General features: G+C 60.4%; 21 protein-coding genes. 15 read left to right on the top strand and 6 right to left on the bottom strand.

Features of this window, described 5'->3' with window-relative positions:
- The first annotated feature begins 21 nt into the window (after window positions 1-21).
- Window positions 22-1,128 carry an NAD/NADP-dependent octopine/nopaline dehydrogenase family protein gene (locus BVK86_RS28035; protein ID WP_075949477.1) on the top strand — a complete coding sequence of 369 codons (1,107 nt, stop codon included), beginning with the start codon at window positions 22-24 and terminating at the stop codon, window positions 1,126-1,128.
- Window positions 1,128-2,126 (top strand): 3-hydroxybutyryl-CoA dehydrogenase, encoded by a 999-nt coding sequence (locus BVK86_RS28030; protein WP_075949476.1) that lies wholly within the window; start codon window positions 1,128-1,130, stop codon window positions 2,124-2,126. The genes BVK86_RS28035 and BVK86_RS28030 overlap by 1 nt, the downstream gene beginning before the upstream one ends.
- Before the next feature lie 29 nt (window positions 2,127-2,155).
- Here BVK86_RS28030 and BVK86_RS28025 read toward each other — a convergent pair whose 3' ends face one another.
- Entirely contained in the window at window positions 2,156-2,596 is a 441-nt protein-coding gene (locus BVK86_RS28025) for a DUF6130 family protein (protein WP_075949475.1), read from the bottom strand.
- Window positions 2,597-2,899: 303 nt separating this feature from the next.
- On the opposite strand from BVK86_RS28025, the gene BVK86_RS28020 reads away from it, so the two are divergent.
- Together BVK86_RS28020 and BVK86_RS28015 are read left to right on the top strand one after the other, a co-directional pair.
- Window positions 2,900-3,808, top strand: a complete 909-nt coding sequence (locus tag BVK86_RS28020; protein WP_075949474.1) for a LysR family transcriptional regulator — start codon at window positions 2,900-2,902, stop codon at window positions 3,806-3,808.
- Window positions 3,809-4,007: 199 nt separating this feature from the next.
- Complete coding sequence (locus tag BVK86_RS28015) at window positions 4,008-4,937, top strand: LLM class oxidoreductase (RefSeq protein ID WP_244160020.1); 930 nt, start codon at window positions 4,008-4,010, stop codon at window positions 4,935-4,937.
- 93 nt (window positions 4,938-5,030) lie between these two features.
- Here BVK86_RS28015 and BVK86_RS28010 read toward each other — a convergent pair whose 3' ends face one another.
- A complete protein-coding gene (locus tag BVK86_RS28010) occupies window positions 5,031-5,765 on the bottom strand; it encodes a FadR/GntR family transcriptional regulator (protein WP_075949472.1) in 735 nt (244 codons plus the stop codon).
- A 259-nt stretch (window positions 5,766-6,024) separates the two neighbouring features.
- On the opposite strand from BVK86_RS28010, the gene BVK86_RS28005 reads away from it, so the two are divergent.
- On the top strand, window positions 6,025-7,131 hold the full coding sequence (locus tag BVK86_RS28005) for a mandelate racemase/muconate lactonizing enzyme family protein (protein WP_075949471.1): 1,107 nt from the start codon (window positions 6,025-6,027) through the stop codon (window positions 7,129-7,131).
- Window positions 7,132-7,215: 84 nt separating this feature from the next.
- Window positions 7,216-8,157 carry an AEC family transporter gene (locus BVK86_RS28000; protein WP_075949470.1) on the top strand — a complete coding sequence of 314 codons (942 nt, stop codon included), beginning with the start codon at window positions 7,216-7,218 and terminating at the stop codon, window positions 8,155-8,157.
- A gap of 45 nt (window positions 8,158-8,202) precedes the next feature.
- On the opposite strand, the gene BVK86_RS27995 is transcribed toward BVK86_RS28000, so the two are convergent.
- Entirely contained in the window at window positions 8,203-9,021 is an 819-nt protein-coding gene (locus tag BVK86_RS27995; RefSeq protein ID WP_075949469.1) for a helix-turn-helix transcriptional regulator, read from the bottom strand.
- Between the two features lie 95 nt (window positions 9,022-9,116).
- On the opposite strand from BVK86_RS27995, the gene BVK86_RS27990 reads away from it, so the two are divergent.
- Together BVK86_RS27990 and BVK86_RS27985 are read left to right on the top strand one after the other, a co-directional pair.
- Window positions 9,117-10,073: a threonine dehydratase gene (locus tag BVK86_RS27990; RefSeq protein ID WP_075949468.1), complete on the top strand. Its 957-nt coding sequence runs from the start codon at window positions 9,117-9,119 to the stop codon at window positions 10,071-10,073.
- A 212-nt stretch (window positions 10,074-10,285) separates the two neighbouring features.
- Entirely contained in the window at window positions 10,286-10,747 is a 462-nt protein-coding gene (locus BVK86_RS27985) for an HvfA family oxazolone/thioamide-modified RiPP metallophore (RefSeq protein WP_075949467.1), read from the top strand.
- A 76-nt stretch (window positions 10,748-10,823) separates the two neighbouring features.
- On the opposite strand, the gene BVK86_RS27980 is transcribed toward BVK86_RS27985, so the two are convergent.
- Window positions 10,824-11,852 carry a D-cysteine desulfhydrase family protein gene (locus BVK86_RS27980; RefSeq protein WP_075949466.1) on the bottom strand — a complete coding sequence of 343 codons (1,029 nt, stop codon included), beginning with the start codon at window positions 11,850-11,852 and terminating at the stop codon, window positions 10,824-10,826.
- Window positions 11,853-12,098: 246 nt separating this feature from the next.
- Here BVK86_RS27980 and BVK86_RS27975 point away from each other — a divergent pair, with 246 nt between their 5' ends.
- Window positions 12,099-13,319, top strand: coding sequence for a YbfB/YjiJ family MFS transporter (locus BVK86_RS27975; RefSeq protein WP_075949465.1), 1,221 nt, complete (start codon window positions 12,099-12,101; stop codon window positions 13,317-13,319).
- Entirely contained in the window at window positions 13,316-14,551 is a 1,236-nt protein-coding gene (locus BVK86_RS27970) for an MFS transporter (RefSeq protein WP_075949464.1), read from the top strand. The genes BVK86_RS27975 and BVK86_RS27970 overlap by 4 nt, the downstream gene beginning before the upstream one ends.
- Here the strand turns inward: BVK86_RS27970 and BVK86_RS27965 are convergent.
- Window positions 14,535-15,416: a LysR substrate-binding domain-containing protein gene (locus tag BVK86_RS27965; protein ID WP_075949496.1), complete on the bottom strand. Its 882-nt coding sequence runs from the start codon at window positions 15,414-15,416 to the stop codon at window positions 14,535-14,537. The two genes, BVK86_RS27970 and BVK86_RS27965, sit on opposite strands and share 17 nt — an antisense overlap.
- A 260-nt stretch (window positions 15,417-15,676) precedes the next feature.
- Between BVK86_RS27965 and BVK86_RS27960 the strand changes: the two genes are divergently transcribed.
- The 4 genes from BVK86_RS27960 to BVK86_RS27945 are packed head-to-tail and all read left to right on the top strand — an operon-like array spanning window position 15,677 to window position 19,293.
- Window positions 15,677-15,991 carry a DUF485 domain-containing protein gene (locus tag BVK86_RS27960; RefSeq protein WP_075949463.1) on the top strand — a complete coding sequence of 105 codons (315 nt, stop codon included), beginning with the start codon at window positions 15,677-15,679 and terminating at the stop codon, window positions 15,989-15,991.
- On the top strand, window positions 15,988-17,661 hold the full coding sequence (locus BVK86_RS27955; RefSeq protein ID WP_075949462.1) for a cation acetate symporter: 1,674 nt from the start codon (window positions 15,988-15,990) through the stop codon (window positions 17,659-17,661). Before BVK86_RS27960 ends, BVK86_RS27955 begins: the two co-directional genes overlap by 4 nt.
- 54 nt (window positions 17,662-17,715) lie before the next feature.
- Entirely contained in the window at window positions 17,716-18,270 is a 555-nt protein-coding gene (locus BVK86_RS27950) for a cytochrome b (protein ID WP_075949461.1), read from the top strand.
- Window positions 18,271-18,273: 3 nt separating this feature from the next.
- Entirely contained in the window at window positions 18,274-19,293 is a 1,020-nt protein-coding gene (locus BVK86_RS27945; protein WP_075949460.1) for an NAD(P)H-dependent flavin oxidoreductase, read from the top strand.
- Between the two features lie 104 nt (window positions 19,294-19,397).
- Here the strand turns inward: BVK86_RS27945 and BVK86_RS27940 are convergent, their stop codons facing one another.
- A complete protein-coding gene (locus BVK86_RS27940; RefSeq protein WP_075949459.1) occupies window positions 19,398-20,285 on the bottom strand; it encodes a LysR family transcriptional regulator in 888 nt (295 codons plus the stop codon).
- 115 nt (window positions 20,286-20,400) lie between these two features.
- Between BVK86_RS27940 and BVK86_RS27935 the strand changes: the two genes are divergently transcribed.
- A complete protein-coding gene (locus tag BVK86_RS27935) occupies window positions 20,401-21,078 on the top strand; it encodes an MOSC domain-containing protein (RefSeq protein WP_075949458.1) in 678 nt (225 codons plus the stop codon).
- The last annotated feature ends 279 nt before the right edge of the window (window positions 21,079-21,357 follow it).

Raw genomic sequence — 21,357 nt, 5'->3', positions numbered from 1 at the left:
ACATACAAGAGGAGTGACTCCATGAAAATTACAGTGTTGGGTGGTGGACACGGCTGTTATGCCGCTGCTGTCGAAATGGCTGAAAAGGGGCATCAAACCCGCCTCTGGCGTCGTGACGGCGCCGCGCTCAAGGCGCTGCTGGCCATCGGCAGCCTGACCATCAAGGACTACAAGGGCACTCGCCAGCTGTCCGTCGGCAAAACGGGCGACAACCTGTCGTTGACCGATAACCTGGCCGAGGCCCTGAGCGACGCGCAACTGGTGCTCATCCCGCTGCCGTCGACCTCCCACGAAGCCCTGGCCAAAGACGTGGCGCCGCACCTGCGCGACGGCCAGGTGGTGTTCCTGCCACCGGGCACGTTCGGCAGCTACGTGTTCGCCAAAGCCATGGCCGATGCGGGCAACGGCAGCAAAGTCGCCTTCGCGGAAACCGGCACGTTGCCGTATCTGGTGCGCAAGCATGGCGCCAGCGACCTGGTGATCAGTGGCTATGCCACCCGCCTGCCGACCGGCGTGTTCCCCAGCAACCTGTCTGAGCACGCCTTCGCGGTGTTGCGCGAGGCGTACCCGAGCGTTGAGCCGATTGAGGACGCCCTGAGCGGTGCGTTGATGAACGCAGGCCCCATCATCCACCCACCGCTGATCATGATGAACGCCGGTCCCCTGGAGCACTTCGAGTCCTGGGACATTCACAACGAAGGTACCCAGCCGTCGATTCGCCGCGTGACCAACCAGCTCGACGCCGAACGCATGGCCGTACGCGAAGCGCTGACCTACGGCGCGCCGCACTTCCCCCTGGCCGACCACTACAACATCCGCGAAGGCGATGAGTGGATGTACGGTCGCGGTGCCCACGGCAAGCTGACCGACAGCGGCGACTGGCGCGAAGATATCGACCTGCAAAAGCATCGCTACATGCTCGAAGACACGCGTTTGGGGTTGTCCTTTCTGGTGTCCGTCGGCCGCTGGGCCGGTGTGCCGACACCGGTTGCGCAAGGTTTGCTGAGCATTGCCTCGGTTGTCGCTGAACGTGATCTCTACGCCGAAGGCCGTACCCTGGAAAATCTCGGCCTGGCCACACTCGACCGGGCGCAGATGACCGAACTGCTGACCAAGGGTTTCAACTGATGAACGCCGCGTTGCCCCACGTCAGCGTGGTCGGTGCCGGGCGGATGGGCGAGGGCATTGCCCTGGCGTTCATTCATGCGGGCTTGCCGGTCACCCTCATCGACATCAAGGATCGCGCCGAAGATGAGCGGCACGGCTACTTCGAACGGGTGCGCAACAACATCCGCAGCGAACTGCAGATGCTGGTGCGGCTCGGCATGCTCCAGCTTGAACAGGCGGACATCGCGCTATCGCGCTTGACCCTGCAATCCCGGTCTCAAGCTGCAGAGACACTGCGCCTGTGCGACCTGGTGTTTGAAGCCGTGCCGGAAATCATCGGGGTCAAGCAGCAGACGTTCGCCTGGGTCAGCGAACATGTCCCGGCATCGGCCATCATCGCATCAACCACGTCGACCTTTCTGGTCACCGAGTTGAGCGAAATGGTCAGTGAGCCGAAGCGCTTCGTGAACGCCCACTGGCTCAATCCGGCCTACCTGATGCCGCTGGTGGAAGTCAGCCGCAGCGAAGCGACCTGCCCACACGTGGTCGAACGCTTGCTGCAACTGCTCAAGCGCATCGGCAAGGTGCCTGTGGTGTGCAACGCCGTGGCCGGCTACATCGTCCCGCGCATCCAGGCACTGGCAATGAACGAGGCCGCACGAATGGTGGAAGAGGGCGTGGCCAGCGCAGAAGACATCGACACCGCCGTGCGCGTCGGCTTTGGTTTGCGCTTCTCTGTGCTGGGCCTGCTGGAGTTCATCGACTGGGGCGGTGGCGACATCCTCCATTACGCCTCGCGCTACCTCAGTGGCGCGCTGTCGCCGCGCTTCGAGTCGCCGCAGGTCATTGCCGACCACATGCAAAACGGTCGCAATGGCCTGCGCGATGGCCAGGGCTTCTACGACTACCGCGACCTCGACGTGGAGGCCTACAAGCAACAGCGTCTCGGTGACTTTGTCCGCAAGCTGGAGTTGTCGGGGTTGACGCCGACGTTCGATAGCGCGTTGAAGCAGGCGTGAGTTCAGGGCCGGGAACCCGGCCCTGACCGTTAGGGTTTCTTCGGCGGAACGATAAAACTCACGGTCGTACTGGTGAGGATTTTATGAGTCGGGTCGGCGATCTCAAGCAGCACGTTGTGAGGGCCGGGTGTCAGTCCGACCAGGATAATCGGGTCTTCACTGGTGTGCGCCCATGTACCTTTCCAGTCGTCGACGGTCACGTGAAGATGGCTCAGACGAGGTGATACATCAGCCGCCGCTTTACCGAATACCGGCATGATCCTGGCGTGTTCCGTTCGATACTGGATGATGACAACCCCGCGCGCGAGCGGCTCGGCTAGCGGCGGATAGGCCATGAGGCTTGGCACCGATTCGGATTCCAGGGGCAGAATCGCCGGCGGCGGGTGGGTGTCGGCTGCTTGACCAGAGGCGGTTGAGCAAAAAAACGCAGCCAACGTGATGGCCGTCAGATTTCCGAGAGCGAGGGACATGAGGGTTACTCCCGCGGGATGTCATCTAAGCCTAGATCAAGCTACGTGTTGCGCGGGGGTTGATACAGCCTGGAATCGCGGGGTCAGCAAAGCAAGCATCAAATGTGGCATTTTTTCGACCTTGAGGATTGTTTAAGTTGCTGGCTATTCGAAGTGCTTTTCGGCAGAGCGCTGAAAGGCTGCAGGCGAGAAAAGCTGATTCGACTAGGGTAAGAATTGTGATTGCCGATTAGCAGCGAAAAACCAGTCTTTCGGGCCTCATTTCCCGCTTCAACGTACGTATGCACGGGAGTAAATCCACCCATGGAAGCCAACCGATTCGGTGATATTGCTGCATTTGTCTGCGCCGTGAAGGCTGGCAGTTTTACTTCCGCGGCCGCTTCACTGGGTCTGACCCGATCGGCTGTCGGTAAAAGTATCGTTCGTCTTGAGAGTCGGATGGGGGCACGGCTGCTCAATCGCACCACGCGCAAACTGAGCCTGACTGACGAAGGGCAGGTCGCCTATGAACGCTGGAAGCAAATTCTCGAGGATCTTGATGAGGTGGATGCAACCATGGCCTTGCGCCGTGGACGGCCGACCGGCACGTTCAAACTCACAGCCCCACTTTCTTTCGGCCAGCGCCACATCCTGCCAATTCTGGATGCTTATCTGAAACAGTGGCCCGAACTTCGTGCTGACGTCTGGTTCACCGATCGCTTTGTCGACCTGGTCGAAGAGGGGGTCGATATAGCCATCCGCATCGGCACGCCAAAAGACGATTCCCAACTGTTGACCAGAACCGTGGGTTGGCAGCAGTTTGCAACGTGTGCCTCGCCCTCTTATCTGGCCCGTTGCGGTGTACCGCAAACACCTGCAGAGCTTGTGGGGCACGACACCATCGCGTTCATCAGTGGCCAGGCCAGTGTCTGGCGTTACCAGACACCCGACGGCCTCTATTTCCATGAACAACCCGGGCGGCTGAACATTGACAGTTCTGAAGCCATGCGCGAAGCGGCGCTGACGGGCATTGGCCTGGTTCACCTGCCGACCTATATCACGGGTAACGACTTGCGCGATGGAACGTTGGTGGAAGTGCTCGAATTTTACCGTGCAGCGCCCGATCCAATTCGGGTTGTGTATCCGAGCAAGCGTCAGTTGTCGCTGCGTGTCCGCGCATTTATTGATCTGCTGATTGAGCGCTGGGAAGCTGGAGTGCCTTGGGACACTTGAGAGTATTGGGGACTCAGCGGACCTTGTGATGGTCTGTTGGTGGTGTTTATCGGACTTGAGGAATCAATAAACATGTCAGTCATCGCCACTCACCGAGACTGCCACCATGACAATCGCGACTCGACACGCGCCGCCAGTGCAATCTGACACCTTACCGACCCCCGATCCCTTGCTTGAGCGTCATCCTGGTTTTCGCCGTGTGTTTGAGCCACAAACGCTGACGGTGGGTCTGATTTTGCCCCTCGAAACCCACGCCGGCCGAGCCGCGCCGACCATGCGAGGTCACGTGGAAATGGCGCAACGCGCCGAGGCGCTTGGTTTCGGTGCGCTGTGGATGCGTGACATTCCGTTCTACGACCCGGACTACAACGATGTGGCGCACATCTTTGAACCTCTGGTTTACATCGGCTTTCTGGCCGCCGCCACACGCAGCATCGTCCTGGGAACCACCGGCATCGTGCTGCCTACCCATGAGCCCATGTACCTGGCCAAGCAAGCGACGTCTCTGGACCAGTTGAGCGAAGGACGCCTGGTGTTGGGGTTGTCCTCGGGCGATCGTTACACCGACTACCCGATGCTGGGCATCGATTATGAATCCCGTGGTGATCGCTACCGTGATGCCTTCTCGGTGTTTCGCACCCTGATTGAGCAGGACTTTCCGCGCTTTCGCTCCGAACGGTTCGGTGGTTCATACGGAAACCTCGACCTGGTGCCGAAAGCGCCGTATGGGCGCGTCCCGTCAATCGCTGTCGGCCAGGCACAGCAGAGCGTCGAATGGTTGGCTGAACACCTTGATGGCTATCTCGCCGGCGTGCAAAGCCCCGAGCGGTTGGTGTCATTGGGCGAAAGCTGGCACGCCAGAGTGCGTGAAATCGAAGGGCGCAACGCGTTCAAACCGTTAGGGCTCGGCGGCTACTTCGACCTCAGCGACAACCCGGACCAGCCGTTCCAGCGCATCCAGGGAGGCTTCCGGGCGGGGCGTAATGGCCTGCGTAACTACCTGGAGCAGGCGCAGGCTGCCGGTATTTCGCATATCGCGCTCAACCCCAAGGTCAGCCGGCAACCCTACGGCGAGATTCTTGACGAGCTCGCTGAGCACATCTTGCCGCTCTTCCCATCGCATGTTTGAGGTCCGGGCCACTGTCGCAGGGGCGGGTGCCGCCGGGGCACCTCCCTGTCATTCTTGTAGGACAACATGACAACCGTGGCCGGGCGCTCGTGGTTAGTAAAAATCAATTTCGTAGCCGAACCGTGACGCTGCACTGACGATATGTTGCCCCATGATCTGACGCGCCGCCGCCGCATTGCGGTCAGTCAACGCCTGCACGAGATCTTCATGCTCACCCCGTGCTGCATGGGGAATATTGCTGAACACCGGGCCCCGTCGCGCAAAGTTCATGGTGATCAGTGCCCGCATCGGTTCAAGCACGGTGCGAATCATCGTCTCGAGATAGTCATTGCCAGACGCTGCGGCCACGGCCCGATGGAAGTCGAGATCGGCGTTCACCGTGTCCAGCGTCGGTTCGCCTTCATATTGCATTCGCAGGACCGCAGCCTGGATGGTTTTCAGTTTGTGGGGCGTCATGTGCGAGGCTGCGAGTGCGGCAGCCTGGCTTTCCAGTACAGCCCGCACTTCGAACATGTTGCGAATTGTATTGTCACCGTCCAGCAAAGACGTGCGTTCGCGCTGGGGGGAAGGTTCCGCCGATTGGGGCGCGGCCGAGACGAACACGCCCACACCTTGGCGGGACTGGATCAAACCCTGAGCCCGAAGTGTGGCAATTCCTTCGCGCACGACATTCCTGCTGACGCCAAAGTTTTGCGAGAGAAATTGCTCGGTTGGCAACCGGTCTCCCGGACGCAGTCGGCCAGAAGCAATCTCGTCGCTCAACGAGCGGGCGATGTGCTCGGCCAGATGAGGGCGCCGCGCCACGGGTTGCACATTCATTTCACTCATTCCTTTCCTCCCTTTCACTTGTCTTCTTAATCTACATCAGAAGACTTGTTCCCAACAGTTGAAACTGAAGTTCATTGAACGCATAAAAAATATAAACAAATAAAATCAATGAGTTAAATGAAATTCAGGCGATGGCATGCCGAAATCATCAGTTGTTCAGTTGAAGGACAACAGGACGTCATGTACGTTGTCCTCAACCTGGCTCGCGCGAATCGAAAATCGCCGCGCCAACCCTGCAACCTGTTTGAGGCGACGTCTTATGAAAATTGCCAGTATCGAAACCATTCCGCTTCGGATTCCCTTCACTACGGGCGGGCCGTCGGCCGGTGGGGTTTGGGGCCCGAAAGACCTGCAAATGGTCGATTCCCTGGTGGTGAAAGTCACCACGGACGAGGGGATCGTCGGCTGGGGCGAAACCTTCGGTTTCACCGCCATACCGGCAGTGAAAGTCGTGATCGACACGATCCTCGCGCCTGAACTCATCGGCCGTGATGTGACCCTGCGTGAGAAACTCCAGGGCGATCTGCAAAAAAAGTTTCACGTCTTCGGTCGCAGCGGCGCATTCATCTATGGCCTGTCGGCGATTGACATTGCGCTGTGGGATATCGCCGGCAAAGCGGCGGGTAAACCGATCTACCAACTGTTGGGAGGCAGCGAGGCCACTTCGTTGGCGGCCTATGCAAGCTTGATCCGCTATGCCGACCCTGAACTGATCCGGGTCAATGTGCAGCGCGCGGTCAACAGTGGTTTCCGTCACCTCAAGCTGCATGAAGTGAATGCCGATGTGATCCGCGCCGCGTGCGAAGCCGCAGGCCCCGGCGTGGAAATCACCCTTGATGTCAACGCCCCATGGTCGGTGCGTGAAGCACTGGATATGACCGAGAAACTGCGCCCGTTGAACCTGCGCTGGATCGAAGAACCGGTGTGGCCGCCGGAAGACTACGCGGGCCTGGCGCGGGTACGGCAGCACGGCGGCATCCCGGTTGCGGCCGGCGAGAACGCTTCGACGCTGATGGACTTCCAGCATCTGCTTGAAGCCGGCGCGGTCGATTTCATCCAGCCTAGCCCGGCCAAGATGGGCGGCATTACCGAACTGCAAAAAGTCTATGCGCTGGCCAATGCGCATGGCGTCACCGTGATGGTCCACGCCTTTTATGACGGCCCGGGCCTGTTGGCCGCCGTGCATGGCAGTGCCGCCCTCGGCGGCGCGAAGTCCCTGGTCGAGTGGCGTTACTTCGATCTCGAAGCGCAGCTCTATGGCGACGCCATCATTCCGCGTAACGGCCGCATCGACGTACCGCAAGGGCCCGGGCTTGGCATCGAGCCCGACCAGGACGTCATTCGGGACTACCGCATCAAACCCTGACCGACCGCTTGATCGTCGCCGACGCGTCGGCCTCGATCAGCCACGACCACATTCTTGATAAAAATAAATACGAGGATTGAGCACATGTTAGACAGAATCGTAGGGCCAATTTTGCCCGTCGCCTTTGTGATCGCGCTTGGCTACATCGCCGGCAAACGCGGACGACTGACCCATTCGGACAGCCTGTTGATCAGCCGGTTGGTACTCGGCTGGATTTTCCCGGCACTGTTGTTCGTCGGGATGGCGAGCACGCCTCGTGAACAGCTTCTTGACTTCAAATTCGTCGCGGCGACGTTCATCGGCATCATGGGCATGTACGCGATAGCGCTGGCAATCGGCTGGTTCACCACGCGCAATCTCAAGGTCGCAACGCTCAAGGGCTTCGTCAACGGGTATCCGGACGCGGCCTTCATGGGCATCCCGATCCTCGCAACGATGTACGGCGCCGGCAGCATTTATTCGGTGCTGGTGCTGAACCTGGTCGCGAGCCTGGTGATGATTCCGCTGACGACCATGCTGCTGACCATCGCCGATGGAAAGGGCAGCGGCACCCAGGCGTTCGTGTCGAGCCTGTCGGGAGCGGTACGCCGTCCGCTGATGTGGGCGCCGGCCCTTGGCATTCTGATTTCGCTGCTGCAGGTCAAGCTGCCGCCGATTGCTGCGGAGTCACTCAATCTTCTCGGCAAGGCAACGCCTGGCGTCTCCCTGCTCTGCCTGGGACTGATCATGTCGTCCGAGAAACTGAAAATGTCGGGTGAGGTGTGGGGCAACCTCGGGCTCAAGCTCCTCGTTCACCCGGTGTTGATGTTCGCCGCCACTGTGGTGCTGGGCACCCATGGGCTTTATGCCCAACAGATGATCCTGCTTTGCGCGCTTCCGTCGGCGACCATCCCGGCGATGTTCGCGAACCAGACCGGCGCCTATCAGAGTGAAGCTGCGACCTCCATCCTGGTCAGTACGGTGCTGTCGATCGTGACTTTTTCTTTCGCGATCTACCTGATTGATGGAGGACTGGCTGCTGCCTGATTGGTAGTTGCGCAGGGCGGGTATCGCGTAGCCCAAGCTGCCCGGTCATCTGCGCGAGCTGCCTCGCAACTGCGCCGGACTCACTCCCAGGCGTTGCCTGAACACGGTCGTCATGTGCGCCTGGGAGTTGAAACCGCAGCGGTAGGCGATTTCTGTCAGGGTCGCTGTCGAGTCGCGCATCAGGGCGCGGGCTTTGGCGAGGCGTCGGTCGATCAGGTAACTATGGGGACTTTTGCCGGTGGCGCTTTTGAATGCCCGCATGAAGTAACCTTCGGACAATCCCAGTAATTGCGCCATTACCGGTACACCCAGCGGGCCGTCCAGGCCCGCGTCGATGAACTCATCGAGCAAGCGCATCCGGCTGCCGGTTATCGAGCCAGAATGCGGCGATGAACTCGTAGCGGTTTGCGTCGTTCGTTCAGCCAGGGCCAGTGCCCAGGCCTCCCAGTCGTCCTCAACGGACCCCCGCAACAAGGCGCTGCGCATCCGCCGGGCAAGGATCGTGGCGTGTAGGTCGATGCGGTTGTTGAAGGCACGGTCTCCCGCCAAGGCAATACCGTCAGTGCGCAGCACGCGCAGGTATTCACCGCCCTGGGGTGATTCGGACAAGACGTCGCAGCCGACCGGCACAAACGCCAGGCCGTCAGGTATCGCATCGAAGGGCAGTACCCGGTCGCTGCCGATGGCGTGCAGGCCGCGCTGGCTGTCGAAGGCGAAACCAATCGCAGATTGCGCCGCCACATAACGGGTAGCGTAGGCGCAGCCAGGCAGCAATTCGATCAGCCACGGCCCGGCTTCGACCCGGCGGACCGGTTCAGACGGGGAAGGTGACGGCAGTCGGGTTCGATGGCTCATGAAAACCATACTAAACAAGAGCGGGCGCAAAAGTCAGGTCAGTTTTCTGAAAGCCGGCAGCGGGGGCCGTGTCTAGACTGGGCAAAACCTCAGGGGAACAGCTCATGCACAGACTGACATGCGACGACATCGAACAAGCAGCCCTACGTGTTTATCAGGTCATGCCTGCGACCGCCCAATACGCTTGGCCGTTGCTGGCGCAACGGCTGGGTTGCACGGTGTGGGTCAAGCACGAAAACCACACGCCGACCGGTGCTTTCAAGGTACGCGGTGGCATTACCTTCATGCATTGGCTCAAACGTGCGCACCCCGAAGTGAAGGGCATCGTCAGTGCCACCCGTGGCAATCATGGACAGAGCCTGGCGCTGGCGGCAGGCGCGGCAGGTTTGCGGGCCTTGATTGTCGTGCCGCAAGGCAATTCGCTGGAAAAGAACAACGCCATGCGCGGCTTCGGCGGCGAAGTGGTGGAGTTTGGCCGCGATTTCGACGAGGCCCGGGAGGAGGCCGCACGCCTGGCACAAATCCATGGTCTCTTCCTGGTTCCGCCGTTCCATCCCGAGCTGGTCAAAGGCGTGGCCACATACGCGCTGGAGCTTTTCAAGGCAGCGCCGGACCTGGATACGGTGTATGTGCCGATTGGCTGTGGATCGGGGATTTGCGGGGTGATCGCCGCCCGCGACGCGCTGGGCCTGAAGACTCAAGTGGTGGGCGTGGTTTCCAGCGAAGCGGCCGCCGCAAAGTTGTCGTTCGAAGCCGGAGTCATCTGCGAAACCGCCACGGCCAATACCTTTGCCGATGGCCTGGCGGTGCGCAAACCCATTGCTGAAGCCTTTGCCGTTTACGCGCAGGGTGCAGCGCGGATCGTATCGGTCAGCGACGAGCAGATTGCCGAGGCCATGGACGTGTATTACACCGACACCCACAACCTCGCCGAAGGTGCGGGCGCCTCTGCCCTGGCGGCGCTCATGCAGGAGCGTGAGGCCATGCGGGGGAAAAAGGTGGGCGTGATTCTATCCGGTGCCAACGTCGACAAATCGGTGTTTGCGAAAGTGATTGCGTGAGGGCAGAGGGGCGTGTGTATCGCTGTGTATCCGAACCCGCTGTACGGAGACTGGCTTACAAATGCCCTCGAACCGGATACATCCGGGATACACGGTTGCAGTCAAATAGCCCTGCCTTAGCGAGAAAGCAGATGCGCCTCGCACCACGGCTTATCGCCCTTAGTGGCAATGACCTTAGCGGCTTGGCCGCACACCGTATCCGGAGAATCACCATGTCCCGTATGTCGAACAAATCCCGTATTGGCCTGATCGCTGTTGCACTGGCCGGCAGCATGAACCTCGCTTCGACCGCTTTTGCTGCAGACGCTCTGCCTCAGGGCTACCAACTGGCCTCCGCGGAAAAAACCAGCGAAGGCAAATGTGGTGAAGGCAAGTGTGGTGCTGACGAAGCCGGCGCCAAGGTGACCAAGGCCGGCGAAGGCAAGTGCGGTGAAGGTAAATGCGGTGATGCTTCGTTCGCTCGTACCGACACTGACCACGACGGCCGCGTTTCGCTCAAGGAACTGCTGGCTGTAGCCCCGCAAGGTGCTGAAGAGTTCAAAGCGATGGACACCAACGGCGATGGTTTCCTCTCCGAAGGCGAGGTGTACAAATTCCGCACCAACCAGTTCACTTCCAACGGCAAGAAAGTGCCAACCGAACTGTTTACCAAGATGAGCAAAGCGCAAAACTGATCGCTTGATGCACATGTAAAAAACCTCCCCGGGTTCGCGCCCGGGGAGGTTTTTTTATGGCGGTTGAAGTGGCCTGTCAGGCAAAAGCGCTGCGGTAGGCAAACAGGCCGGGCAAGCCACCTGTCATGACAAACAGCAGATTGCTGCCGGCCGGGAAGTCGCCTCGGCGCACGGCGGCGAGCATTCCGGCGAACGCTTTGCCGCCGTAGACGGGATCGATCAGCAAGCCTTCTTGGGAAGCGAGCAGGCGCACGGCTTCAAGCATCGCTTCGGTGGGTGCGCCGTAGGCCTCACCGCGTTGGCTGCCGTCGACGTTGATTGCGCTAACGCCCACCGTTGCTTCGTGATTGAGCAGGTGCAGTGTCTGCCGGGTTTTTTCCTGTGTTGTGGCCAGTGCCTGGTCTTCGTCTGCCAATACCGAGTAGCCGACAATCGACGTTGCCGAGCGGGCGAGGGTTACACCGGCGAGCAATCCCGAGTGGGTACCGGCACTGCCGTTGGGCACGATGATCTGATCGAACTGCAGGCCAAGCGCGTCAGCCTGGTGCAGGATTTCAGCGGCGCAGGCGGCGTAACCGAGGCTGCCCCGGGGACTGGAGCCGCCCAAGGGCATGACGAAAGGTTTTTTGCCCTGATCTTTGAGCTTCGCGACTAATTCGTCAGCGTAGGCGTTCGGTGTGACGCCCCGCGCTAGCCGGTGCACTTTCGCGCCGAACAGATCGTCCAGCAGGACATTGCCGTTGTGGCAAAAATCGTTATCGGTGCGCACGGCTGATGGCGTCAGAATCAGTTCGCACGCCAGGCCTTGGCGCGCGGCCACCGCTGCGGTCAGCCGCGCATGATTGGATTGAAAACCACCCCAGGTCACCAGCGTGTCGGCACCTTCGGCCAGTGCTTCACCCAGCAGAAACTCCAGTTTGCGCAGCTTGTTGCCGCCACCGCCGAGCCCGGTGAGGTCATCGCGTTTGACGTAGAGGTTGCAGCCATTGAGTTCGGGCAACTGGCTCAGGCGGGTCAGTTTCTGGATCGGTGTCGGGCCTTCAAGCAAAGCCGCCCGTGGATAGGCAGTCAGTGCGGCATCAAGATGATTCACGTTGTGGGGCATGGAGGTTCGCTCGTGGAGTGAAAGAACGCAGTGCATCGGTCACTGTAAAAAAGCCCTGGGGTGAAGGTATACGGTCGTTTCGGAATTACTGTTGATACACCGTGTAACTAACGCTCCCGGCCAATCCCGTGCAGGAGTCGAGCTGCATATCATTAATCCAGATAACAGCTGTCTATTAAATTCGCTTCTTGAGATACCTTGCTCGCGCGTACAGTCGGCCCCGACTGATGAACGAAAGGGCAGACAATGAACACTGTGAAGCCAACAACAGCCGGTACTGCGCTACAAACGGCCAGCCCCTGGCGAGGAACCGTGGCCGGGTTTTCGGCGAGTCTTGTGGGGATTGGTCTGGCGCGGTTTGCCTATACGCCGTTGCTGCCGGCCCTTGTCGGAGCGCATTGGTTCGATGCTTCCAGGGCGGCCTACCTGGGGGCGGCAAACCTTGCCGGGTATCTGGCCGGAGCCCTTTTCGGCCGCTCACTGGCGTCGAAAACCTCAACCCGGTTTACCCTGCGGGCGATGATGCTGCTGGCGAGCATCGCGTTTTTCGCCTGTGCGTGGCCGGTGTCTTTTGCCTGGTTTTTTGCCTGGCGATTCCTCTCGGGCGTTGCCGGTGGCGCCTTGATGGTCCTGGCCGCGCCAACCGTACTGGCGCACGTTCCGCCCTCCCGCCGGGGCTTGGCCGGCGGTTTGATTTTCATGGGGGTGGGCGTCGGGATCGCCGCGTCGGGGACACTGGTGCCGATGCTGTTGCAACAGGGGCTTGAACAAACCTGGCTTGGCCTCGGCCTGATCTCCCTGGCGTTGACGCTACTTGCCTGGTGGGGCTGGCCCACAGCGGATGCCCCGGTAGCCACCCCCTCTCATCACCGTCACGCTGCTCCCAGCGGCACCCTCAAGGCGCTGTATGTCGAATACGCACTCAACGCGGCCGGTTGGGTGCCACACATGATTTTCCTGGTGGATTTCGTCGCCCGCGGCTTGGGGCAGGGGCTGCAAACCGGGGCGCAATATTGGGTGCTGTTCGGCATTGGCGCCACTGTCGGGCCGTTGTTGGCCGGGCTGCTGGCGGACCGTATCGGCTTCGGTCGTGCATTGCGGGTGTCGTTCATCATCGAGGCCATCTGCGTTGCGGTGCCGGCGTTCGGGCTTGGCAGCGTCTGGCTGATGATCTCCAGTGTAATCGTCGGCGCCTTTGTCACCGGCACCGTGCCGCTGGTACTGGGTCGGGTTCATGAAATCCTCGCCCATCATCCGGCGCGACAGACGTCGGCCTGGCAGACCGCCACGGTCGGATTTGCGCTGTTCCAGGCGGTCGCCGCCTATGGCCTGTCGTTCCTGTTTTCCTATAGCGGTGGCAATTACAGTCTGCTGTTTCTCATTGGCACATCGGCCATGTTGCTCGCCTTCGTGATCGATGTAGTGGCGGTGGTTCAACGTTCGACACCGGAGCATCTGTTGAAGTGAATTACGCTGATCGCAATCGTCTTTATTGGCGCCGCAACCTCGCTGTTTGTGTGTTCGGTTCGTTCACCACGCTGGTGAGCCTGAGCATGCTGTTGCCGTTTTTGCCGCTGTATGTGCAACAACTGGGCGTGACGAACCAGGCCGATGTAGTGCAGTGGTCCGCCGTGGCGTTCGGCGCAACGTTTTTTGGCACGGCGATGACCGCGCCGCTCTGGGGACGGCTGGCGGATCGGTTCGGGCGCAAGCCGATGTTGGTGCGGGCGGCCATCGGCATGGCCATCGTGATGTCGCTGATCGGGCTGGCGCGGGACGTTACCGACCTGGTGGTGCTGCGATTGATCGCCGGGCTTATCGGCGGCTATGCCTCGGCCTCTATCGTCATGATCGGTTCCCAGGTGCCGAAGGAGAAGGCCGGTTGGGCCTTGGGCGTGCTGTCGACAGGGGCGTTGTCCGGCAATTTGATCGGGCCCCTGGTGGGCGGATTTCTGCCGCAATGGGTGGGTATTCGCGGCACTTTCTTCGTTGGTGGCGCCATGATTGCGCTGGCAGCGATCACCACCATCGTGCTCATCCGTGAGGACTTCAATCGCCAGTCAGATGGCTCGCGACGGACCGACAACGCTCAAGCGCCGGCCGACCGTTCACGCTGGCCGGTCATCGGCGCACTGTTGCTGACGGCGATGATGGTGCTGCTGGCCAACATGTCGATCGAACCGATCATCACCGTTTACATCGGCCACCTTGGCGTTGCCTTTGATGAGCAGGCGCGGATCGCCGGCGTGGTAATGGCCTGCTCGGCGCTGGGCAGTATTCTGACCGCCGCCAAGCTGGGGGCGCTGGCCGACCGGGTCGGCAGCTGGAACGTCATCATTGGCTGTTTGCTGGTGACGGGCCTGGTGATGATCCCGCAAGCGTACGTCACGCAATGGTGGCAACTGGCGGTGTTACGCGGGCTGATGGGCATGAGCATTGCCGGGTTGCTGCCGGCCATTGCCAAGCTGATCCGCCATTCGGTGCAGGAGCACAACACCGGCAAAATTCTCGGTTATCTGCAATCCGCGCAGTTCTCCGGGCAGGTGATCGGGCCATTGATCGGCGGTCAGATCGGTGCGCATTTCGGCTTGCATCAGGTGTTTCTGGTGACCGGTGCGTTGCTGGCATTGTGCGCGGCAGCCAACGGCTGGGTGAAAAGCCGCTTCCATGCGATGCCCGTTGTTACAGCGGGGCAGTGACACCCTCCACACGCACGCTGTGCAGAAAGGTCGCCAGCGCACTGGAAAAGTAACCGTCAATGCGGCGCACGAATACGGTCTCCACGTGGGCCAGTTCCGGGGGCAGTTCATGCACCGTCACCAACCCCGCACGTGCCGCATCGGCGATGACGCCTCTGGGCAAAAGCGTGATGCCGACGCCGGCGGACACGCAGGCGATGATGGCTTCGATCGAGCCGAATTCCAGCGGCTCGGGAGCCAGGACGCCGAGTTGGGTCATCAGCGTATCCAGGCGTTGGCGATAGGAGCAGCCGAGGCGAAACACCACGGTCTTGAGATTCTCGATACCGGCGATATCGTCCAACCGCAGCACCGCCGGTGAGGTGATCAACACCAGCTCCTCGCGAAACGCGGCTTGCGTATGCAGATCCGGATGATTGACCGGACCGACCACGAATGCACCCTCCAGCTTACAGTCGATGACATCCTGGATCAGGCTGCACGTGGTGCCGGTGCGCACCACCGGACGAACCTCGGGATAAGCTTTGGCAAACCGGGCAATCAGCTGGGGCAGGCGCAGGGCGAGGGTGGTTTCCAGCGTGCCGATTTCCATCACGCCTTTGGGGTGGCCGTCATCGCGGGCAGCGCTTGAAGCGTCGACCAGCAATTTCGATAAGCGGGCGGCGAAAGGCAGGATACGGCGACCGGCGGGCGTCACTTGCACACCTTTGGCGCTGCGCTGAAACAACGCAACCCCTAGCTCATCCTCAAGCGAGCGAATCCGCGCCGAAACGTTAGACTGCACGGTGTTCAGCTCGCTGGCGGCCTTGTTCATGCTGCCGTGGCGCGCCACGGCGTCCACCACCTTGAGATCCGCTACATCCATCAACATCACCTATCTCAAAAAGTAATAGCCATTGCCACGGTTAAAGCCTGATGGAGATTAGAGTCGGGGTGCGGAGAAGACAAGTGCAACAACGATTTAGATTCACCAAAAACGATCAACGGAATCATTATTGATCATTTTACATGATCAAGTGGCAGGCATAGGTTGAAGGGGCACAGATACCGCAGCCAGTGGCGGATCGAGTCTGAATCTGAGGCTGTGGAACAACAATAACGCAACCACTGCAACACGGAGTCAACGTGAATCATGCAACTGAGTCAGCCAGAATCCGTAATCATCCCCGGTACAAGGACTTGGTCTCACGGCAACGACGTTTCGTCGCCAGTCTTACCGCCGCCACCCTTGTCCCTTACTTCGCGTTCATCCTCGTCGCCGCCTTCGCGCCCCACCTTTTAGCGACGAAGATTTCCGCCACCAGCGTCATCAGCATCGGGTGGCCTTTAGGGGCGGTGTTCATTGTCGGGGCCTGGTTGTTTACCGGTCTCTACATCCATCGCGCCAACGGTGAGTTCGATGACCTGACCGCAGAAATCCGCGCGGGGGCCATCGTATGAAACGCATCCTCGGCAACCTCATCCTTCCCGTTCTGCTGTGTGTATTCGCGGCGCGCGCCATGGCCGGCGATGTCATCCAGAACGTCGAAAAACAGCCGATCAACATCACCGCGATCAGCATGTTCCTGGTCTTCGTCGTGACCACCTTGGGCATCACGTACTGGGCTGCCTCCAAGACCAAATCCATGGACGATTTCTACACGGCAGGCGGTGGCATCAGTGGCTTCCAGAACGGTCTGGCACTGGCCGGTGACTACATGTCGGCGGCGGCGCTGCTGGGGGTCACCAGCATGATCTTCTTCAACGGCTTCGACGGCGTGCTGTACTCGATCAGCTTCTTCGTTGCCTGGCCGCTGCTGTTGTTTCTGTTCGCCGAGCGCATCCGCAACTTGGGGCGCATTACCATTTCCGACATCGCCTCTTTTCGCCTCGACCAAAACCGCATCCGCACGCTGACGGCGTTCGGTTCGCTGACGGTGGTGTGCTTTTATCTGGTGGTGCAGATGGTGGGGGCGGGGCAGTTGATTCAGCTGCTGTTCGGCCTGCCTTACAACTATGCGGTGATTGCCGTGGGCCTGTTGATGGCAGTCTACGTGACCTTCGGCGGCATGGTCGCGACCACGTGGGTGCAGATCATCAAGGCCGGCTTGCTGCTGGTGGGCGGGACGCTGCTGGCGTTTCTGGCGCTGAGCAAGTTCGGTTTTTCCTTCGATGTGCTGTTCGAAAAAGCCGTGGCCGCGCACCGTGACGGCGAGCGGATTCTGCTGCCGAGCAAACTGGTGGCCGACCCGCTGTCGCTGATCTCGTTGTCGCTGGGGCTGGTGTTCGGCACGGCAGGGTTGCCGCACATTCTCATGCGCTTCTTTACCGTGCCGGACGCCAAGCAGGCGCGCAAATCGGTGTTCGTCGCCACAGGGTTCATTGGCTTTTTCTACTTGATCGTGGCGGTGCTGGGGCTGGCCGCCATCGTGATCGTTGGGCAGGACCCGGCCTTCTTCGAGGGCGGAAACCTGGCGGGCAAGTTGATCGGCGGCGGCAACATGCCGGTGATGCACCTGGCCAAAGCCGTGGGCGGCGATCTGCTGCTCGGCTTCATTTCCGCCGTGGCCTTCGCGACGATTCTGGCGGTGGTGTCCGGGCTGACCATGGCGGGCACGTCGGCGATTTCCCATGACCTGTATGTGATGGTGGTCCGCAAGGGCAAAGCCGATGCCAGGGACGAGCGTCGCGTATCGCGCATCGCGTCGGTAGGCATCGGCATCGTCGCGGTGGTGCTGGGCATTCTGTTCAAGGACCAGAACATCGCGTTCCTGGTGGCGCTGACCTTTGGCGTGGCCGCGTCGGTCAACTTCCCGATTCTGGTGCTCTCGATGTACTGGAAAGGCTTGACCACGCGCGGTGCGTTGATCGGCGGTGTCGCGGGTCTGGTAAGTGCGGTGGGGCTGGTGATTCTCTCGCCGGCAGTGTGGGTCAAGGTGCTGGGTAATGCCGAGGCGATCTTCCCTTATGACTATCCGGCGATCATTTCGATGAACGTGGCGTTCCTCTTCACCTGGTTGGGTTCGGTCACCGATCGCAGTCACGGTGCAGTGCTTGAGCGCGAGCGTTTCGATGATCAGCTGATCCGTGCCCAGACCGGGCTCGGCGCCGCGCAGGCGGTCAACCACTAAGACTTTCGCGGTCAATCCTTTCCTGATTTGCGACCTCTGCAAAAGGAGTCAGCCATGCAACTTAGAGACAATGGCTTGAGATTTTCCCCCATCACGGTTGCCCTGCACTGGGTCGTGGCGTTCTCCCTGCTGGCGATTTTCGGCCTGCAACTGTTGATTGATAACGCCGCCAGCGCGGCCTCGCAACTGGAGTTCGGCAGGCTGCAAAACCTGCTGGGCCTGATTCTGTTCCTTGTCTCGAGCTATCGGTTCTGGGCGCGGATCACTTCATACCATCCGCTGCCGGTGGGCACGCCGAACCCGATCGAAGTGATCATCAGCCGCTCGGTGGCGGTGTCGCTCGCCCTCGCGATGGTGCTGCTGCCGATCGCGGTGTGGGCTTCACGCTGCGCCGCCGGGCAAGTGGTGGAGTTGCCGGGAGGGTGGTGGATTCCGAGCCTCCTGCCGGTCAATGAGTCACTGCGGCATGTGGTCGACGTGCTGTTCAATATCGGCGCCTCGGCGTTCCTCGCGGGCCTGGCGCTGCACATCTTCGGCGCGGTCAAAAATCACTTTCTCCTGAAGAACAACACGCTCAAGCGGATGCTGGGCAAACATGTGGAGCTGTGAGTCATGAACCAGGACAGACTTGATTTCGCGGGTAACGCCATTACCCGGCTCTGCGGCGTGAAGTACCCGATTTTCCTCGGCGGCATGGCGGCGATTTCCGGCCCGCCATTGGTGGCCGCCGTGGCCAATGCCGGGGGCATGGGCGTCCTCGGCGGCTTGCGACTGCCGCCCTTGGCCTTGCGCCGCTGGATACAGGAAACCCGCGCACTGACTGACCAGCCGTTCGGCGTGAACCTGGTGCCGCAATTCGGTGGCCCGGATGTGTTCGAGGCGCAGTTTCAGGTGATCCTCAAGGAAAAGCCCAAGCTGCTGTCGCTGTTTTACGCCGAAAAATATGCCGCCGACATGATCCCCCGGGCCAAGGACGCCGGGCTGATCGTGATGGTGCAAGCAGGGTCGGTGGAACTGGCCCGCATCGCCATTGCCCAGGGGGCCGACATCATCATCGCCCAAGGCAGTGAGAGTGGCGGGCATCTCAATCGAGGCACGATTGGCATCATGCCGTTGTTGACTTCGATCCTTGCGGTCTGCGAAGGCCGGCCGGTTCTGGCGGCGGGCGGCATCACCCAGGGCGACGATGTGCGGGCGCTGATGTCACTGGGTGCTTGCGGTGTGGTGGTGGGCACGGCGTTCATCGCGACTGATGAATCCAATGCCCATCCGTTGTACAAACAGAAGATCGTCGAGGCGACCACGGATGACACCGAGTACCGCACCGGCTACTCGTTTGGCTGGACCTACGGCACGCCGCATCGCGTGATTCCCAATCGGGATAAATGGAACCTGCTGCGCTTCATCGGCGGCGGCGCCCGGGCGATCGACAAACCGCGGATGGCCGAGAAACTGTCGCTGTATGCGGGGCAGGGCGTGGGCAAGATCCACAGCGTTATCCCGGCGGCAGAGCGAGTGGCGGAGTTGGTGCGCGGGTTGGTGCCAGTGCCGGATACGGGGAGCGGCTTCACCGACTATGCCACGACCGGGCGGTTCTTGAGCGAGCAAAGAAGGACACTCGGTTGGCAATAACAAAATGGGGGAGCGAGCCTGCTCGCGATGGCTGAAGCCCATTCAACAGAGATGTTGCCTGAGAGACCGCTATCGCCAGCAAGCCGGCTCCTACCTGTTTGGGTTCACGCCACCGCCGGCCGGGCGATTTGCTGTTGTGCCAGGCCGATGAAGGCGCTCATGGCGGAGGTGATCATGGTGTCGTTGCGGCGAATGAACACCGTGGAGACATTGGCAAACTCCGCCGGCAGTGTGTGGCAGCGAATCGCATGGCGCACGCTGCAATTTTCCGCAATGGACTTGGGCAGCAGCGTCACGCCCATGCCCGCCGCGACGCATGACAGGATGCCGTCGAGCGTGCCCAGTTCCATGATCTGGTTCGGCACCAGGCCCACCTGATAAAACCAGTTTTCCAGCGTCGAGCGATAAAAGCACCCGGTGCGAAACACCAGTACCGTTTGCTGGGGCATTTTTTCGATGAGTGCAGGCAGGGTTTCAAAGTGGTTGCTGCTGACCAGCACCAGCTCTTCGGTGAACACCTCTTCCTGAGCCAGCGCCGAGTTCTGGTGGAATCCGCCGACAAACGCACCATCGAGCCGATGCGCTTCAATCGCCTTGATCAGTTCCACCGTGGTGCCCGTCAGCAGCGACAACTGCACCTCTGGAAACTGCTCGCGGTATTTGGTCAGCACCTGCGGCAAGCGGATGGCGGCAGTGGTCTCCATCGATCCCAAACGCAGCAATCCCGTGGGGCTGCCGGTGTCCATCAATGCGCTACGGCTTTCTTCGGTCAACTGCAGAATGCGCCGCGCGTAACCGAGAAAGGTTTCGCCTGCCGAAGTCAGCACCACCCCGGACTTCTTGCGGATGAACAGCTCGCGATTGAGCTCCGCTTCCAGCTCCTTCACGCGCATGGTGACGTTGGATTGCACGGTGTTCACCTGCAAGGCTGCGGCGGTGAAGCTGCCCAGTTCAGCGACGGCGCAGAAAATCTTCAGTTGGCGCATTTCCATGATCGTCACCACCCATCATAAAAAGTGATTCTGGTTATATTTAATGATCACTTTACGAGCTTTTCCGTGGATTAGTAAAGTGCTCGAAATGATATGAAACGAGCGTAGTTCGCCGATGAAACTGACTTCAAAAATTGACCATGTGTATGCAGGAGGCTTGGGCATCTTGCAGCCCGAAGGCCAGCAAACCGGCATGTTCAAGCACCGGCATACAGGCCCGGTGCGGGTTGAGATGCTCGGCATTGTTGGTGATCAGCACGGCGATACCCGCGTGCACGGCGGCCCGGAAAAAGCCATTCATCAGTACGCTGCGCAACACTATGAGCGGCTGGCGCATGCCTTTCCCGGCAGTGCCTCTGAGTTGAAGGCGGGCAGCCTCGGGGAAAACATCTCGGCGGTCGGGCTCAGTGAAGTCAACGTGCACATCGGTGATGTGTTCCAGGTCGGCAGCGCGGTTTTACAGGTGTCCCAGCCTCGCAGTCCCTGCTGGAAAATCAATCACCGCTTTGATGCTGAACACATGTCGATGTTTGTCGCCAAGGAGCGCATCACTGGTTGGTACTACCGGGTCATTCAGCCGGGGTGCTTCGAGGCAGGGGACCGGATTGAGTTGCTTGAGCGGCACTCGGTGCGGTTTTCCATTGATCAGTTCTGGCAGGTGCAGTTGTCGCATCGGCCGGTGATTGATGATTTGCTGGCGTTGGCAGTGACCCATGGTTTGGCGCCGGACTGGCAGCGGCGTTTGTCGGAGCGGGCGAAGTATTTGCACAAACGTGCTGACAGCGTTGGTTGATCCAGCCGGCCTTGATGTTGCGGTCGTACCCGATTCATGTGGGAGCTGGCCTGCCAGCGATGGCGGCCTGACAGCCGACCTGGCTGTTGTGGCCACACCCGATTTCTGTAGGAGCTGGCTTGCCAGCGATGGCGGCCTGACAGGCGACCTTGATGTTGCGGTCGTACCCGATTCTTGTGGGAGCTGGCCTGCCAGCGATGGCGGCCTGACAGGCGACCTTGATGTTGCGGTCGTACCCGATTCTTGTGGGAGCTGGCCTGCCAGCGATGGCGGCCTGAC

The sequence above is a fragment of the Pseudomonas reinekei genome, from assembly GCF_001945365.1.
Lineage (GTDB): Bacteria > Pseudomonadota > Gammaproteobacteria > Pseudomonadales > Pseudomonadaceae > Aquipseudomonas > Aquipseudomonas reinekei.
This window is presented reverse-complemented; position numbering and strand designations above follow the sequence as displayed.

Coding starts and splice junctions, on each gene's coding strand:
- BVK86_RS28010 (WP_075949472.1), bottom strand. CDS start 5,765: ATGAGTGAAATGAATGTGCAACCCGTGGCGCGGCGCCCTCATCTGGCC.
- BVK86_RS27945 (WP_075949460.1), top strand. CDS start 18,274: ATGAACCAGGACAGACTTGATTTCGCGGGTAACGCCATTACCCGGCTC.
- BVK86_RS28000 (WP_075949470.1), top strand. CDS start 7,216: ATGTTAGACAGAATCGTAGGGCCAATTTTGCCCGTCGCCTTTGTGATC.
- BVK86_RS28025 (WP_075949475.1), bottom strand. CDS start 2,596: ATGTCCCTCGCTCTCGGAAATCTGACGGCCATCACGTTGGCTGCGTTT.
- BVK86_RS27995 (WP_075949469.1), bottom strand. CDS start 9,021: ATGGTTTTCATGAGCCATCGAACCCGACTGCCGTCACCTTCCCCGTCT.
- BVK86_RS27980 (WP_075949466.1), bottom strand. CDS start 11,852: ATGCCCCACAACGTGAATCATCTTGATGCCGCACTGACTGCCTATCCA.
- BVK86_RS27985 (WP_075949467.1), top strand. CDS start 10,286: ATGTCCCGTATGTCGAACAAATCCCGTATTGGCCTGATCGCTGTTGCA.
- BVK86_RS28035 (WP_075949477.1), top strand. CDS start 22: ATGAAAATTACAGTGTTGGGTGGTGGACACGGCTGTTATGCCGCTGCT.
- BVK86_RS28020 (WP_075949474.1), top strand. CDS start 2,900: ATGGAAGCCAACCGATTCGGTGATATTGCTGCATTTGTCTGCGCCGTG.
- BVK86_RS27965 (WP_075949496.1), bottom strand. CDS start 15,416: ATGGATGTAGCGGATCTCAAGGTGGTGGACGCCGTGGCGCGCCACGGC.
- BVK86_RS27950 (WP_075949461.1), top strand. CDS start 17,716: ATGCAACTTAGAGACAATGGCTTGAGATTTTCCCCCATCACGGTTGCC.
- BVK86_RS27955 (WP_075949462.1), top strand. CDS start 15,988: ATGAAACGCATCCTCGGCAACCTCATCCTTCCCGTTCTGCTGTGTGTA.
- BVK86_RS27975 (WP_075949465.1), top strand. CDS start 12,099: ATGAACACTGTGAAGCCAACAACAGCCGGTACTGCGCTACAAACGGCC.
- BVK86_RS28005 (WP_075949471.1), top strand. CDS start 6,025: ATGAAAATTGCCAGTATCGAAACCATTCCGCTTCGGATTCCCTTCACT.
- BVK86_RS27940 (WP_075949459.1), bottom strand. CDS start 20,285: ATGGAAATGCGCCAACTGAAGATTTTCTGCGCCGTCGCTGAACTGGGC.
- BVK86_RS27935 (WP_075949458.1), top strand. CDS start 20,401: ATGAAACTGACTTCAAAAATTGACCATGTGTATGCAGGAGGCTTGGGC.
- BVK86_RS28030 (WP_075949476.1), top strand. CDS start 1,128: ATGAACGCCGCGTTGCCCCACGTCAGCGTGGTCGGTGCCGGGCGGATG.
- BVK86_RS27990 (WP_075949468.1), top strand. CDS start 9,117: ATGCACAGACTGACATGCGACGACATCGAACAAGCAGCCCTACGTGTT.